General features: G+C 41.2%; 15 protein-coding genes. 2 read left to right on the forward strand and 13 right to left on the reverse strand.

The window, feature by feature from the left end; genetic code table 11:
* Positions 1–17: 17 nt before the first annotated feature.
* From ACWJAF_RS06680 to ACWJAF_RS06740, 13 genes are all read right to left on the reverse strand, one after another.
* The gene (locus tag ACWJAF_RS06680) at positions 18–161 is read right to left on the reverse strand and encodes a hypothetical protein (protein WP_448862977.1); all 144 of its coding nucleotides are present in this window, start codon (positions 159–161) and stop codon (positions 18–20) included.
* 69 nt (positions 162–230) lie between these two features.
* Positions 231–929 (reverse strand): ABC transporter ATP-binding protein, encoded by a 699-nt coding sequence (locus tag ACWJAF_RS06685; RefSeq protein WP_448862978.1) that lies wholly within the window; start codon positions 927–929, stop codon positions 231–233.
* Positions 930–1,052: 123 nt separating this feature from the next.
* Positions 1,053–2,417, reverse strand: a complete 1,365-nt coding sequence (locus tag ACWJAF_RS06690) for an FtsX-like permease family protein (protein WP_448862979.1) — start codon at positions 2,415–2,417, stop codon at positions 1,053–1,055.
* Positions 2,407–2,781 (reverse strand): YxeA family protein, encoded by a 375-nt coding sequence (locus ACWJAF_RS06695; RefSeq protein WP_448862980.1) that lies wholly within the window; start codon positions 2,779–2,781, stop codon positions 2,407–2,409. Before ACWJAF_RS06695 ends, ACWJAF_RS06690 begins: the two co-directional genes overlap by 11 nt.
* Positions 2,782–2,918: 137 nt before the next feature.
* Positions 2,919–4,079 (reverse strand): sensor histidine kinase, encoded by a 1,161-nt coding sequence (locus tag ACWJAF_RS06700; protein ID WP_448862981.1) that lies wholly within the window; start codon positions 4,077–4,079, stop codon positions 2,919–2,921.
* The gene (locus ACWJAF_RS06705; protein WP_448862982.1) at positions 4,079–4,786 is read right to left on the reverse strand and encodes a LytR/AlgR family response regulator transcription factor; all 708 of its coding nucleotides are present in this window, start codon (positions 4,784–4,786) and stop codon (positions 4,079–4,081) included. The genes ACWJAF_RS06700 and ACWJAF_RS06705 overlap by 1 nt, the downstream gene beginning before the upstream one ends.
* A gap of 28 nt (positions 4,787–4,814) precedes the next feature.
* Entirely contained in the window at positions 4,815–5,420 is a 606-nt protein-coding gene (locus ACWJAF_RS06710; RefSeq protein WP_448862983.1) for a sortase, read from the reverse strand.
* The gene (locus ACWJAF_RS06715) at positions 5,407–6,342 is read right to left on the reverse strand and encodes a Cna B-type domain-containing protein (RefSeq protein ID WP_448862984.1); all 936 of its coding nucleotides are present in this window, start codon (positions 6,340–6,342) and stop codon (positions 5,407–5,409) included. Before ACWJAF_RS06715 ends, ACWJAF_RS06710 begins: the two co-directional genes overlap by 14 nt.
* Before the next feature lie 17 nt (positions 6,343–6,359).
* A complete protein-coding gene (locus ACWJAF_RS06720; protein ID WP_448862985.1) occupies positions 6,360–7,178 on the reverse strand; it encodes a class C sortase in 819 nt (272 codons plus the stop codon).
* A gap of 27 nt (positions 7,179–7,205) precedes the next feature.
* A complete protein-coding gene (locus ACWJAF_RS06725; protein WP_448862986.1) occupies positions 7,206–8,588 on the reverse strand; it encodes a SpaH/EbpB family LPXTG-anchored major pilin in 1,383 nt (460 codons plus the stop codon).
* A 79-nt stretch (positions 8,589–8,667) separates the two neighbouring features.
* On the reverse strand, positions 8,668–12,210 hold the full coding sequence (locus tag ACWJAF_RS06730) for a SpaA isopeptide-forming pilin-related protein (RefSeq protein ID WP_448862987.1): 3,543 nt from the start codon (positions 12,208–12,210) through the stop codon (positions 8,668–8,670).
* Positions 12,211–12,232: 22 nt separating this feature from the next.
* The gene (lepB, locus tag ACWJAF_RS06735; protein ID WP_448862988.1) at positions 12,233–12,823 is read right to left on the reverse strand and encodes a signal peptidase I; all 591 of its coding nucleotides are present in this window, start codon (positions 12,821–12,823) and stop codon (positions 12,233–12,235) included.
* Between the two features lie 16 nt (positions 12,824–12,839).
* On the reverse strand, positions 12,840–13,376 hold the full coding sequence (locus tag ACWJAF_RS06740) for a hypothetical protein (RefSeq protein WP_448862989.1): 537 nt from the start codon (positions 13,374–13,376) through the stop codon (positions 12,840–12,842).
* Between the two features lie 338 nt (positions 13,377–13,714).
* Here ACWJAF_RS06740 and ACWJAF_RS06745 point away from each other — a divergent pair, with 338 nt between their 5' ends.
* Both ACWJAF_RS06745 and ACWJAF_RS06750 read left to right on the forward strand, forming a co-directional pair.
* Positions 13,715–14,245: a DUF3955 domain-containing protein gene (locus tag ACWJAF_RS06745; protein ID WP_448862990.1), complete on the forward strand. Its 531-nt coding sequence runs from the start codon at positions 13,715–13,717 to the stop codon at positions 14,243–14,245.
* Between the two features lie 180 nt (positions 14,246–14,425).
* Entirely contained in the window at positions 14,426–15,271 is an 846-nt protein-coding gene (locus ACWJAF_RS06750) for a helix-turn-helix domain-containing protein (protein WP_448862991.1), read from the forward strand.
* The last annotated feature ends 162 nt before the right edge of the window (positions 15,272–15,433 follow it).

The raw sequence follows: 15,433 nt of genomic DNA on the forward strand, positions 1-15,433 counted from the left end.
CTTTCCCTTTATTCTTTTTATTCCTGCTGGCTTTGCAGCCACCGCTCCTTTTCTTTTCTGGAAAGTTCTTCTTCACATCGTAAGTAGCCTTCTACGAACACCACCCCCGCTGCCCCTGCGATCACAGTTGTCAATGCCATTATCTTCAACAGTTTCTTCATTATTTTATCGCTCCATTCTTTTTAATATCTTCAAATCTTTTTTATTTGTTTTTCTGTTCAAAATCATGTTTATTCGCTTTTCTCTATATGTCCATCCTTGATCCGTACGATTCTGCTGCAATAGCTTGCTGCAAAATCATCATGTGTCACCATCACGATCGTCACGCCTTGTTCTTCATTCATACGTTTTAAAACTTCCATTAGTTTCTGACTGGATCTGGAATCTAAAGCCCCTGTCGGTTCATCTGCCATTACCACAACTGGATTCATGATAATTGCTCTCGCCGCAGTTACCCTTTGTTTTTCACCTCCAGACAGATTCACAGGCTTTTTATCCAGTAATTTTTCCAGACCAAAGAGCTTCGCAAGCGCATCTACTCTTTTTTTCTGTTCGCTTTTTGACATTTTTACAAGTGTCATTGGAAGCGTAATATTCTCATACACATTCATCTGATTCAGTAAGTTATAGTCCTGAAAGATGAATCCAAGCTTCTCCCGGCGGAACCTCGACAGTTCATTTTCCTTTAAGGCAAATACATCGCTTCCTTCTATATGAACCTTTCCTTCCGTCGGCCTGTCGACTGTAGAGATCAGGTTCAGTAATGTACTTTTTCCGGAACCGGATGGTCCCATAATTCCAAGGAACTCGCCCTTATACACTTTCAGATCTACTCCTTTCAGTGCCTGGTAATGGTTTCCTCCTGTGTGGTATGTTTTTCCCAGCTTTTTCGTTTCTAATACGACCGGATGATTAATATTTTCTGTCATATTCGCTCTCCTGTTCTTCTATTTTTCAAGTCAGTTTCTTCTTGATATGTTTATCTTTTTATTCAAAAATGTATCATGGTGCAGCTAAAATACTTTCCGCATAATAATTCTTATCTTTCACGTTTACTCTCTCCGCTGCGCATACACATTCTGAAGCAGCCCTTTCCCCTGCCATGCGGCTATCAGCATATAGATGAGATAGACCCCGAGGTATACCGTAATACCTGCCAGGATTTCTTGGTATCCGACATTTAAGTGTTTCATTTTCAAAAATATGCCGAACATCATAGTATGGAAAAGTCCTGCTGCCATCGGCACTGCGAACATCGTAATAATCTGTCTTTTCTGAACCATTCCTATTTCTTTTCTATTGGCTCCGATGCAATACAACAGCCAGTAATTTTTCTGATTGTCCTGTATATCCGCCATGACTCTGAAATAAAGCATGCTTCCCGTACAAGACAGAACCGCTATACTGATGAGTATGAACATGAACAGAATCATAATATACAGATCCGACACTTCCTTCATATTCATCCCGGTTTCATGTTCGATTTCTCTTTGAAGCCTGTAAAATGCAAGTCCTAATACATCCGAACACATTGAGATGGCAATCAGAAGTGTAATTGATGCCCACGATCCGGTATTTCTTCTTACGCAGTGCAGCATACCTGTAACATTTACTCTCGCCGCTATATCTCTGGCACACTTTTCAGAATTTCTCTTTTGATTCGTGTACTGTGCGGTCACCTGCATAAAGCAGAATACAGTTCCTGCCATCACACATCCTAATCCGATTGGAAGTAAGAATGCATTGACGGCACCACGTACTATGAAGATCATTACATATCCTGCTGTCAGTATCACAACCGCACCTGCCATAAGCACTTTTGAGGTCTTAAGCGGCTGTTCCAGTGACTGTTTTGCTGAAAATAATTCTGTCAGCTCACTTTTTTTGATATTCCGGTAATGAAAGATACTGAAAATCAGAAATACCATGAAAAAACGTATCAGCATATCTCCCATTTCCCAGATGCTTAAATATTCAGCGACCGGTATGTCCATTTTTGTCCTGTAGAATTGTCCGACAAAGAGTTTCAACGGCTCCAGTGTAAGACCCGCTATCGCACTTCCTGCTATGACCGCCATCATTCCCATGACAACCGTTTCTATGATCAGAAGCTGTCCGACCATTCTTTTCTTAATTCCCATTAGAATATACAGTCCGAATTCCTGCTTTCTGTTCTGGAAGAAAAAATCAGTTGAAAACCATATAAAAATTGCGGTAAATATAAGCAGTATCCACGAACCTGTGGCAAAGCAGTATTCATATACCTTGCTGAATTCTGCCATGGTTTTCAAATATCCACCATCCGCAAATGCATGAAACATATAATAAGCCCATACCGAAAAACTTATCGTCATCAGATATACAAAATAATTTTTCACATAATATCTGATATTTTTTAAAGCCAGTTTAGTCAACATATTGTTTCAGTCCTTCCATCGCTTTTGCCGGTATCTCTTCTTTCTTTACTTCGTTATAGCTGATCACACCGTTATCTTTGTTATATACAACCGAGAAATATGCACCCGTTTTTAATGCTCTCTCCCGGAAGCTATAGAATTCCAGATCTAATTTTTTCCCTTTTTCGTTGAATCCAGGTGTATTGTATTTGTACTCTACACATTCACTGTCTTCTGCTACCTGTTTAATATATTCTCCCGGCTTTACAAGACAGGTATAATAGGTTTCGCCTGAATGATCTGCCCTTACCTTTAAGAAAAGTGCTGTCGTCCCAATCAGCATAATTGTCAATGCTCCTACACAAACTTTTGCCATTTTCTTCATATTTTTCTTCTCCTTTATGTTTGTTTTTATTGATATGATAGTAAAAAAATAATGCATGTAAGCTTTCTCTCTTGCTTACATGCATCATTATATCTGGATTTTCCCATATTCTTTTTAACTTGTAATTTTCGGTATTCTCAGATGTTATTTTTGGATTTTTCTTTCACCTGGTAAAGTATGATCTTTGCGGTAAACCAGTCTTTCTCCCATGAAAACTGGATACTCCCTCCCATTTTTTCAACACTTCTTCTGATATTCTCTATTCCAAACCCGTGATTCACTGTGTCTTCTTTCGTTGTTGAAAGCGATGGATTTTTCTTTCCTTTATTCGCAGCCAGAATCACCAGCATCTGGTTCATATATTTCATCCGGAGAATGATTTTCCGCTCCTCCTGTGGTATCTTTTCCTGCGCTTCTATTGCATTGTCCAGAAGATTTCCAAATATCGTCGCCATTGCTTCATAATTCAGGTCCAGGTGTGCCGGAACTGACAGATCTGCTTCTACCGGTATACCTGCTTCTTCTGCTTTCGCAAATTTTAAATTCAGGATACTGTCAATTGCAGCATTACCGGTATGTATCTTTTTTTCTGATTCACCTACCCTGTCTTTCATTCCCTGTATCAGATTCCTGACTCCTTCATAATCTTCCTCTTCAATAAGAACCTGCGTTGTCGCTAACAGGTTATTCAGATCATGTCTGACACCTCTCACCGTCTTTTCCATCTGTTCAATGTCTTTATAATGTCTTTTTTCCACTTCATATTGTTGAAGTAAAAGCAGTTGGTCTGCCCGTTCTTTCTGCGTTTTTCTTATTCCATAATAGAGTACACAGAGCAGATAATTCAGAAGAATCATCATAATCCATGTCACAACTCCGATATACATGGCAAGCTTCGTATAATCCTGATTGGTCCATGACGGATCCATATAAAGCTTATATTCCATATTCCAGATAACACTCATAACCGGGAAACATCCCATCAGAACCAGAAGTTTCGGATTATCACCTTCTTTACCGCCATATCTGCGCTCCATGAATATCACACTGATACATAGTCCGTAAAATCCCAGATGCTCTATACATTCCAATGCAAATCCTGCCATGCTTCTTCTGAATGGATACTCCAGTTCAAAGAATATCTCATCCCAGGAGGACAACACCGCTACCATGCACAGACATAAGAACAATGTTCTTTCTATTGTACCGCCTTTCTTGCTGAATGCTATCTCTTTTATGAATATGCCGAACATGATAAGATTCATGATCCACCACATTACCATCGTCATCTTTTCCATTATGTCAGACCCCCGCTTTTCATCATCATATAATTCAGATGTTTCTCTCTGACTTCCTGCCGGTATGCTTTACTGATCGGCAGTCTTTCTCCATTTTCCATAACAACTTCTGTATCACACAGCTCTCTGATCTTGTCCATATTCACTACGAACGACACATGAATCCTGCAGAATAGTGAATCATCCAGACCTTTTGCTACCGTCGAGATCTTTTCATAGAATTCGTAGTCTTTTTCTTCGCAATGCATACATACTTTTCTGCCACGACCTTCAAAATACCGGATCTCATCATATGGTGTCTGGTGCTGTGCACGATCCATTTTGAAGAAATAATACTGTCCCGTCAGATTCAGATGTTCCAGACACTCTCTGACCGTTTTTTCTACTTCTCCATTAGTAAATGGCTTTCTAAGGAAGCGGAACGGCAATACTTCAAACACAGAAAACACATACTCATGATGCTGTGTCATAAACACGATCAGTGCATTCTGATCCTGCTCCCTGATTCTCCTTGCCGTCTCGATCCCGTCAATCCCTGGCATCTCAATATCCAGAAAATATATCTGGCTTTTCTGATTCAGATTCTTGCAAAGTTCTTCCCCTGACGCATATACTTCTGTTTCCAGATTCGGGACTTTCATTTTCAGAATTACATTTTCTATCTGCGTAGCAAATACCATATTATCATCACATACCGATGCTAACAATGTTATTCCTCCTGTTTTTTGTTGCTGTCTACTCTGTTACCTGATTGCACCGCACGGTAAAACGGCTCTTTCCTCCCAGTGTGCAGGTAAAAAGTGTTAATGGCCAGCTCTCCACATCCATATCTTCCACCGCTGTTGGCATAAGAGTCTCCATCCCCGCCACCTGGTAGGAAAATACGTGTCCCTCTGCGTCTGTAAACCTCACTTCATCACCAATGCTAACTTTTTTTAATAATCCGAAATGTGTGCTGTAATTATGCGCTGCAATCACCATGTGACCGGAATATACCGATCCACTATAGCGGCATGGTGCAATTCTAAGCCCCGGATAACTCCACTCACTCATCACTGGCAATTCCATCTGCACGGCTGGAATGGATAATATCCCGATATACCGCCGTCCGTCGATCTGGACCATTGGCATCTCCATACCCGGATTCTTCACATAATCCGGTTCCTCCTCTTCCACAGGATTCCCGTTTACCGTATCTGACATCTCTTTTAGAATCCTGTCTGTACTTTTTCCTGCCCTCTTTCCGTCCCAGATATTATATCCGGTCAGAAAAAGAGCTGCTGCAATCAGCAGCAGCCCCAATATCATTAAGAGGGTTCCCTTTTTTCTAGTTCTCTTCATGGCTGTTCTTTCTCCTAATCCATCCCGCAAAAAACACCAGCATACCTGTAACCGTCAGAATTCCAACCGGCCACCACATCTGCCCTGTCTGAGGCAATTTTGATGGTTTTGTCTCTGCCGGAACATTCAGCTTGTTCGTTATGGTAAACGTACTGTCATCCTGATTGATAGTTACAGTATAACCGCTTGGCACCTCTTTTTCAACTACCTTCCATGTCGATGACGCATCCAGATGATCCCATTGATATTTCCAGTTGTTTTCTTTAGCAAGACTAACTGTTTCGGTTATCTTTCCATCTTTCAACAGCTGTACTTCTATCTTCTGTGGACGCTTTTTGCTTTCTGCATCATCCCAGATCTTTAAGACTTTTTTCTGTATGGTTGTTCCTTCCGGTTGAAGCGGGTCTTTTGTATACTTCGGTGTCGAATTGACATCCGCAATCCACTGATCCCGTTCTCCCAGTTCAGGTAATGCCACCAGGAATGCTTCGGAAGTGTACTCATATCCATCTTTTATGCCTTTTCCTTCTGATACCAGATAAAGCCCTGCCTTCAGATTCTCAAATACGATCGTTCCATCTTCATCCGTTACCCCGGACTCCAATGTTTTTATCCCATCTCTTTCGGCATATCCGCTGATCGTTGCTGCAAGATTTCTCCAGCCGGTCTGATCTGGCTGCTCAAGCAGAATATTATAATCCGAAAATGCCTCTGTACGGATGTACTCTCCTGCTTCTGTTACATCTGCTACCCGGTAAATCTGAATTGGAATATTATCACAAGGAAAGTGGATTGTTAAAGAGTTTTTTTGATTCAGATCTATCGGTACCCTCGCAGATGCTGTGTCTGGCAGCAATATCAATACAAAAAGCATGCTCAGCAGAAAAGCTCGCATTCCATATTTTATTTTTTCTATCTTCATAGGATCGGTTCCTCCTGTCATTTCTTCTTACGACTGCTTACCAGCACCCATATCACCAGAATCAGTAATACAGGTAATGCCATAACCGGTGCCACAATCACCGGCTCTATCTGCATTGCATCAGCCACAACTTTTACATTCTCTGTAGTTGCATCATTTTCCACCCGGTGCCCCCGCACAAGTAAACGGTGAGAATTTACTCCGTAAGGGGTACAGGTAACCAATGTACACAAGTCTTTTCCTTCCTCTATATTCAGTGCATCCATTTCATTGGGAAGGACGATTAATATCTGGTCCACTTCATAAGTAAGTGTTTCGTTCAGAACACGGATTACGAACTTATCGCCTGTTTCTACCTTATCCAGATCACTGAATAATTTTGCACTTGGAAGTCCACGGTGCCCGGAAAGTACACTATGTGTGCTTTCACCTCCTACGGGCAGGGAGCTTCCAGGAAGATGTCCCACATTTTTTTGAAGGACTGCTTCGTCTGTGCTATGATAGATTGGCAGTGAACATTGAATTTTGGGAATTTCTATATATCCCATCATACCATTTTTATTAATATTCAATATCTCATTGTACTGGTCTAACTCTTCTTGGGAAAGTTTCCAGTTACTCCCCATGGCAGACAGTCTGACATTATAGCTTTTTGCCTGCTCTAATAACTGTTCATATTCTTCCCTGCTTAATCCAGCCACGTCCTCTGCATAATTTGCAATGGCTCTGGACTGATTCTGAGAATTGATATAATTACTGATACTGGGATATAGAATCAAGGATAAGCCTGTGAGAAATACCAGTATGATAAACAATGTTGACAAACGCCTTCTCATTCAGGCTTTTCCTCCATTCTCAGATTATTATCTGGAAGCGTTCATGCGTCTTCTTACAACCATAACGATAGCTGCTCCAAGTACCATGATTCCACCAAGTGCATAGAGGACTCTTGTTCCCATTCCACCTGTCTCTGGCAATGTGCTTCCTGTACTGTTGGCAACGTCTGCTGTTGCAGTAAGTGCACCAAGGTTATCTACTGTTGCATTTCCACCTTCGATTGTTACATCTACAGGTGCTGTTAACATATTGTATCCTTCTGGTGCTTTTGTCTCCACGAGTTTGTATTTCCCGTCTTTCAGACCCTTGAATTCGGCTGAGCCGTTTTCATCTGTAGTAACTTCTGTTGCCTCATTCTGATCGTCTACCCATGAAACTACCTGTGCATCTGCATCATATTTGTAGAATTTTCCAGCCTCATTTTTCAGAACGAATTTTGCTCCTGCAAGTTTCTTTGCTTCATTGTCTTTTTCAAACTTGTTGATTACAACTTTTGCAGTGTGTACAGTCTCTTCTACCGGTGGAGTTGTTGTTTTCTTTTCTGAATTGGTAGGATCATTGCTGTATGTCAGAGTAGCTTTGTTCTTGCTGATTACAGATACCGCATTTTCATTTACCGTTGCGTTATATGTAACTTTGATCTCTGCTCCGACTTTCTCCTGAATCTCTTTAACATTGATTCCAAGTTTGAAACCATTTCCTACTTTTTCAAGGGTATATTTGTCTGTTGCAAGCTCTGTTCCATCAACCATTACTTTTACTGTATTGAAGTTGAATGTAAGACCATCTGTCATGGTATCTTCGATTCTATATTCATACGTTTCAAATCCTGTTGTATCTGGAACTTTACCTGTGATTGTATAGTCTACTACTTCCCCAATTTCCACTGTTTCTTTATTATCCTTTTTGTCAAACGGTACATCGTTCTTATCACGGATGGTTGCTGTCGGATCTGTTGTTGTCAGGTTGCAAAGTGCTCCTGATGTGCTGGATACGAAATAGTAACCAAGCTCAAGACCTTCCACTTTTGCTACATTTCCATCTTTTGTAAGCTTAACCCCTGTTTTTCCAGTTGTTTTGCCTTTCAGATAGTTGGCGAAATCAGCAGCTGAAAAATCATCCGCCTTTTTTACCACATACTTATTTCCACCGTTTACCTGATCTAATGTGATTTTTCCATAGCCCTGGATATCAGCAAACCATTCAGAATCACTCTGAATAGAATATGCATATGCATTTTTGTTGCCGTTATATACAACATCAAAAATCTTATATGCAGTATACTCCTGTCCTTCCATTGGATTTGCTACTGTGATTGTTCCTTTTTCCGCCGCGAAAGCGGTCAATGACATTGCCATTGTCATCATCATTGCCAGTATGAGACTGACTGCTTTTTTGATTTTTCCCATAGTTTTTTTCCTTTCTTTTTATAATGGTAAAATATATTTCTTCTCGGATATCTGAAAAATGCTTATCTGCCCGGAAGGTTTAATGATCTCCCCTCCCTTCCTGCTTTTTCTTTTCATAATATCCGTAAAGAACCATAGCACTTAGAATCATCAGCATTCCTGCCATATAGATTCCTCCGGTGCCCATGCCTCCGGTTGCCGGAAGTTCTGCACCTTTTTCGTTGATTACTTTTAATTCCATCTGATCGTACTGTAATACTCTTACATGATCTGGCCAGTTACTTACCTGCTCTCCATTTTCATTGCAAGGGGTCAGTCTGGCTTTTCCATTTGTTTTTACTATCTTAAAGTAGACTTTATCTGGCAGAAGCTGGTATCCATCCTGGGTTTCCAGCTCGGTCAGGCGGTAAAGTGTATCCCGCTTCATGTTCGGAAGTTGTATTCTTCCTTCCGAATTGACCTGCATCGACTTTTCGATTGTCTGCCATCCTGTCTGTGTATTTTCATCCAGTGCAAACTTTACTCCTGTAAGAGCCTGATTTCTTTCATCGACTTTGACAATTCTCATTGTCTCCGTCTCTTGTTCGTATGTATTTTCAAATTCTATGATTCCGCTTCCCTGATCCTTAATCGTAACCGAAGCCTCATTGCTATCTTTTTTCGTTCCCCCATTGACAGATGCGGATACTGATTTCAGCCTGTATCCTTCTACTTTTGTCGTTGACATCACCTCTCCTGCCGATTTTGTAACGGAAGATGCCGATCCGATGGATAACTGTACCTGATAAGATGCGGTATAAGATCCATCCCCATTGTTGGTAAAATTCCTAAATGCTGATCCTTTTACCGTTGCTCCATCAATTATGAACTGCATCTGATTGAGCAGGTTTCTCGCCTGTTCCTCGTCCAGCCCCCGGATCGTCTTTGCTACTTCCAGATTGACCTTTCCTGCTGCCGGAGGTGGTAATTCTGTACTGAAATGTATGTCATCCAGGTGGTTACCTACCGTATACTGGATACTGCTTCCCGGACTATACTTATCAAATGCCGTCTCTCCTGCAACGAAGAAATATCTTGTCAGATACTGACTGTCCGGAACGTCATACTGCCCGTTATGGTAATACCACTGTTTGTTATTATCCTCAATCGTCTCTACTTTTGCTCCCGGATAAGCATATGTACGGTTAATAACGTCCAGTACTTTCGCCTGTGTTGTAATGTCATAGGCCTCTGCCAGTTTTGTGGACATCACAACCACATACATCGTATCGATCATATCAGCGTTATCTTTCATGTTAGATGGTCCACGCCCCCGGTGCGCCAGACTCCAGTACATCGTAGATCCCGGTACGGTAAGTACATCCTGATAAAGTGCTCCTGATTGTGTTGCATTCAGTTCGACATACTGATTTCCTCTGGCTGCTTCTTTGCAGTTATGCCAGTTGTAACTCATATCCTTAAAAGCCTGCGATGCCACACTGATATATTCCACTTTCTGATCGGAAGCGGTTGTCTTCCATACCATTCCTGCAGTTCCATTTGGAAGGAATGGCTGGTAATGTTCATTATTATCCGACTGCGTCGGAATCTCTGGTTCTTCAAAGTTACCATTCTGTATCTGTGCATAATACGGAACATGATATTCTGTAGACAACACGTCATAACCAATCTGCTTACCATCTACGGAAGCTATTTTTACCATATACTCCTTATCCGCACCGCCATCCAGTGCTACATTCAGCCATGATCCGTCTTCTGCTATATTGTAAGACTCTCCTGTAATTCTTTTTCTTGTTACTTCTTTCCAGTATCCCGAACTGTTGTCCCTCCGGTACCATGTATAGGTAAGTGTCCTTCCGTTAAACGCTGTTGAATTTAACTTGGCTTTTAATACCCCTTCTTCTTTAATCTGGTTATCAATTGAAATTGTCCCCGGTTCAACACCCCCGTCGGATACCGTTTCAACCTTTGCCGCAAGGAAATAATCTCCGTCTGCAAATTTTCCACTTACGGTATATGTCTTTGAATTTTTATTAAATCCCATATACAGAGGTGTATTCATATTTGTCTTTGTTGATATACGGATTGTATTGTTGATGATCCTCATATCTACCTTCTGAGTAGAACTTGATGCGATTGCCTTATCCCCCTGCAGACGCAGATACATTCCATTCGCTTCGTTATACCAGCCTCCATTACGGTATGTCCATTTAATATTTTCAATGGAATAGCCTCCATCTTTCGGATATACATATCCATTTTCATTCACGGTCACTTCAATTGCGGTCAGTGCCCTTCCTGAAACTCCCATCGCATAGCCTTCTTTGTAAAATACATAAGAACCACTATTCACATTAATCGTTGTAATGGCTGTACCCACAACAGAAAAGCTTTCCTGTGTAAAGTCAAAGGTATCTTCTCCTTTGGCATTCTGCTTAATCTTTGCCGGCAGGACCTCAATTCCTTCTTCTGCAAAGTGAATTGCACTGGCTGTCACACCTTTGGTTACCGGAATTTCCTCCTCATCTTTATAAGAAACCTGTACGTCTACCGGTGCATCCGGCTCAATCTCTTTTCCCTCTGACATAAAACTTACATCAAAGAATCTGCAGTATAATATTCCCTGGTCTTCCGGAAGTGCTGCTTCTGCCTGTTCGTAATGTTCCTTATACTTCTCACCGTCCTGTTTTAACTCTTCTACCTGAAGTTTTACATCCTCCGGTAATCCAGCTTCATCTGAATATGCAACCTTTACCGTATAGTCTTTGCCTTCATAAGTCATACGATGCTTCTTCTCTGAAGTCTCTTCAGATTCACCATCTTCTGTGGATGCTCTCTTTTGTCCATCCTGCCCGGTGTCTGATGATTCCTCCGGATTCTGTACTGCTTCCTGCGCTCCTTCATAAGAATCTCCCGTTCCTGATGCCGTGCCTTCTTTTTCATCCGGTGTCTGATTTTCCTGCGTTCTTCGGTCTGTCTCTTTTGTTCCATTCTCTGACGGATACGCTCCTGCCGGTTCACCGGATACTTCTTCTTTATGCCACACACTCCCGGTTTCTTTCCCGGCACTCCCGCTTCCGTCATCCATACATTTATTTGTATGTTCATGCCTGAGTAACTGAATCTGACCACAAATCCTGTTGCCGTCTTCGTCATAACAGGAACTGCTATGCTCATGATATATTTCTTCCGGCTCCTTACATACAAGAACCTTTTCCGTCTCTACTTCCTGTTCGTTTTCCCCATCCGGCATCTGTACCGCCCTGCTTTCATAGCAGGATTCTGCATGTCTGTGTTCTTTTACTTCTTTTAACCCACATATCACATGACCATTTTCATCTTTGCAGTTCTCATCATGTGTGTGGAGCACATAATCGGCATATCCACATATCAGTTCTTTCTCGTCATTCTGACACTCCGGAGTATGTACATGTCTGCTTACCTGTTCTTCGGTACAGACAGGCTTTTTACTTTGTTCCATTGTGATTGCCGGAAGAATCAGTGCATATGTCGTACAGAACACTACACCACAGGCAAGTACTGCCATTATTTTTTTCCACCTGGCTTTTTTCTTATTCGACCGCCCCAGTCTTCCGGCCTCCTGTAGTAAGTTTTCTTTCATCTTATCTTCCTCCTAACCATAACTACCTGATCCTTCCTGCTTTTTTTAACGGCCATACACGGAATACAATCCGTCCGACCAACTGTTCTTCTGCAACACAGCCTACCGCAGTATTGCGGCTGTCTATAGAAGTTGACCTGTGATCTCCCATGACAAAATACTTTCCTTCCGGTACCTGATATGGAAGGTCGATATTCAGATCTCCTTTTGCATGTTCTTTCAGATATGGCTCATCCAGTGGTTCTCCATTGATGCTGACATACCCTGTGTCATCAATATCGATCCACTCTCCCGGAAATGCTATCAGTCGTTTTACCAGTACTTTATTATTATAGTAAAAAGCAACGATCTCTCCCCGTTTCATTTCCATTCCTTTTACTGAAAATATGATATTCCCCTCTTCCAGAGTCGGAGTCATGGACGAGCCATAGATTTTTAATACCGGAAGCAGAAGTGTTGCTACCAGTATTGCTATTGCAGCCACCACCGTCAGTACAGATACTGTACTTGCAAGCAGCGATCTGTAACGCTTTTTATATCTTTCCTGTTTCAGAATGTTGTCCAGATACGCTGTCGTTGGTAATAACTCTGAACTCCACTTGATTCTCTTCATGTCTGTTCACTCTTTCCTAACCGGATTCTTTTTTCAAAGCCTGTTTCTTACATATCTTTTCTTTTGATATCTGCTGCGTCTGCTCTTTTGGTATCTGCTGCATCTGCTCCTTTGCTATCTGCTGCGTCTGTTCTTTTGGTATCTGCTGCATCTGCTCTTTCTGATACTTTCTCTCTGCCATCCGGTTCAGCCTTCTTATATTATGTAAATACTGCCGGGCGGCTGCATCCGCATCTTCGAAAATATGATTCAGTTGTAAAGAAGCTTCTGCAAGTGTTCCGATCTCCCTTATTCTGATCTTCTTACTTAGCAGCTGGCGTTTTGTCTCTGCCAGTTCTTCTTCTAATTCATCGATCCTCTTACTTTGAGCCAGAAGGATTTCTAACAGATCGATTCTTTTCAACTTCTTAATCTTTTTTATCTGTTGTTCTTCCTGTCTGCCATTCTGATCCGTATACCGGAGCTGTAATTTCTGTCCGGCATTCTGATTCATCCCCTGTACTTCCTGACCTTCATTTTTCTGACTGTCATTCCGTCTTTTTCTTTTTTTCATCAGCGTTCATCTCCGAATGCGTCATGTATTTTTGTCACGAGCAAACTGTAACAAATACCCCCAACTATTACAAGAAAGACGTGCTTGCCCCGCCGTTTTTTCGCGCAAGTATTTCTTGCTTTTTAGATTTTTACCAAACCAGTTGATTTCGGTATTTGATCCGATGTATAATAAGTATAAGCAATATTTGTTATTCATAAGTTGTTTTAGATATTATTTAGTTTCTTTTCGTTGAATCATAGGTTGTAAAGAGATACTTGCATCGCTCTTTTTCTATGATTTGCAGGATTTTATAATTTTTTTGAGAATTTACATGATACAGAAATGGAGAGATGATCATGAACTTTGGAGAACAGTTCCGTAAAGCACGGACGGATATGAATATGACCCAGGAGCAGGTCGCTATAGAACTTAATATTTCAAGACAGGCTGTTTCACATTGGGAGAATAACAAGCATCTTCCTGATATTGAGATGCTTATCAACATTGCACGGGTATTCCATCTTTCCCTGGACCAGCTGATTCTTGGAGATAAGGCAGATGAAATTACCGGCAGTCCTATGGCCAGAAAGCTGATCAAAGACGGAAGTGAGACCAGAAGAGCCCGTTTTAACCTGATTGCCATCTGTATCGGAGCCGTTCTGATGTTTATGGGCGCCGGATGTATCCTGATCAAGGCATTTTCTGTCGAATATGTTGATGCGAATGGAATACTGCATGAGAACTTTTTCCTTCTTCCGATTGGCTTCCTGTTCCTCTTCTGCGGACTTCTTACGTTCTTTATCACCGGACTTAAGACATTGGCAGACCGTATCCGTAACCGGAAATCACTCAAGGACTCTGACACTTTACCAGACAAAACACTTTAATCTGATAAATCAGTGAATTTCACGTAAAATGTCCAATTTATTGCAATTAATTGCCTAAAATTTACAATAAGCAAGCACAACTTGCCCGTATTTCCCCGAAAGCAAGCTCTGCTTGCTTGTTGTTTTTCCTGTCAGGTTATATAATATTTTTATGATTTATGTTTTAGGGAGGAATTTAAATTGAATTTTGGTGAGTATTTCAGGAAATTACGTACAGAACATAATATGACCCAAAGAGAGATCTCGATCCGCCTAGGTGTTACCAGACAGGCTATCTCACACTGGGAAAATAACAAAAATCTTCCGGATCTTGAAATGCTAATACAAATAGCTGACGCCTTCGATTTGTCACTTGAGCAGCTACTTGCAAATGGCAACGTAACTAATTTTAATACATCGGATAATCTAACAGACATTACCGATACTCTTATCTCAGATAATAAGATTTCCCTGCCTGGTTATACGGTGGACTCTGTCACCGGTCAGGATCCACTGTCCGGTCATTCATCTGCAGACATTACACCGGATTTTCCAACGTCTCACCATCATCACAGACATTACACCCACAAAGAAATCCGGCGTCTGAAACTAAATTTACTGACCTTTTGTATCGGTGCCATTCTTCTTTTCTTCGGTGTAGGCTATGTCGGCGTTGACAACGGTATGGAAAGACATATCAAAATCGTAACGATTATCTGTAAAAGTTATATTTTAGTTCCTCTGGGATTCTTATTTATATTTGTCAGTATTATTGCTTTTATATTATTCGAATTGAAGCATCTGGCTCATAATATTCACAGACGTACCGCTTTAAAAAAGGCTGATACTGCAGATTATAATTTCAATCAGCAGACAGCCTCAGTTAAGGCAGCTACACAAATGACCAATTCCACGGAAAATGCAGATGATATACCTTCTGATACTTCTGGCATTTCTGATATTTCAGATCTTCCATCCAGGAACCAGACCGGAAATCCATATACAAAAGAGAATCCTCTCTCTTCTGTTGATTTTTCAGGTAATTAATATTCATTTTCTTCAAACACATGGAGGTCTGCAGAACTTGCCAGGACTTAAGTTATAAATTGCCCTTGCCGTTTCCTGTAGCTGGCAGACTCTCTTGCCTGTTTTTTCACCCAAAAAAGGAAGAAATGGTATTTTCTTTAACCTTTACACCATTTCTTCCTT

The sequence above is a fragment of the Dorea sp. genome (assembly GCF_977044405.1).

Bases quoted from the DNA above. Each gene is read 5' to 3' on its own strand.
- ACWJAF_RS06680 (WP_448862977.1), bottom strand. From the start codon at position 161: ATGAAGAAACTGTTGAAGATAATGGCATTGACAACTGTGATCGCAGGG.
- ACWJAF_RS06685 (WP_448862978.1), bottom strand. From the start codon at position 929: ATGACAGAAAATATTAATCATCCGGTCGTATTAGAAACGAAAAAGCTG.
- ACWJAF_RS06690 (WP_448862979.1), bottom strand. From the start codon at position 2,417: ATGTTGACTAAACTGGCTTTAAAAAATATCAGATATTATGTGAAAAAT.
- ACWJAF_RS06695 (WP_448862980.1), bottom strand. From the start codon at position 2,781: ATGAAGAAAATGGCAAAAGTTTGTGTAGGAGCATTGACAATTATGCTG.
- ACWJAF_RS06700 (WP_448862981.1), bottom strand. From the start codon at position 4,079: ATGGAAAAGATGACGATGGTAATGTGGTGGATCATGAATCTTATCATG.
- ACWJAF_RS06710 (WP_448862983.1), bottom strand. From the start codon at position 5,420: ATGAAGAGAACTAGAAAAAAGGGAACCCTCTTAATGATATTGGGGCTG.
- ACWJAF_RS06715 (WP_448862984.1), bottom strand. From the start codon at position 6,342: ATGAAGATAGAAAAAATAAAATATGGAATGCGAGCTTTTCTGCTGAGC.
- ACWJAF_RS06720 (WP_448862985.1), bottom strand. From the start codon at position 7,178: ATGAGAAGGCGTTTGTCAACATTGTTTATCATACTGGTATTTCTCACA.
- ACWJAF_RS06725 (WP_448862986.1), bottom strand. From the start codon at position 8,588: ATGGGAAAAATCAAAAAAGCAGTCAGTCTCATACTGGCAATGATGATG.
- ACWJAF_RS06730 (WP_448862987.1), bottom strand. From the start codon at position 12,210: ATGAAAGAAAACTTACTACAGGAGGCCGGAAGACTGGGGCGGTCGAAT.
- lepB (WP_448862988.1), bottom strand. From the start codon at position 12,823: ATGAAGAGAATCAAGTGGAGTTCAGAGTTATTACCAACGACAGCGTAT.
- ACWJAF_RS06740 (WP_448862989.1), bottom strand. From the start codon at position 13,376: ATGAAAAAAAGAAAAAGACGGAATGACAGTCAGAAAAATGAAGGTCAG.
- ACWJAF_RS06745 (WP_448862990.1), top strand. From the start codon at position 13,715: ATGAACTTTGGAGAACAGTTCCGTAAAGCACGGACGGATATGAATATG.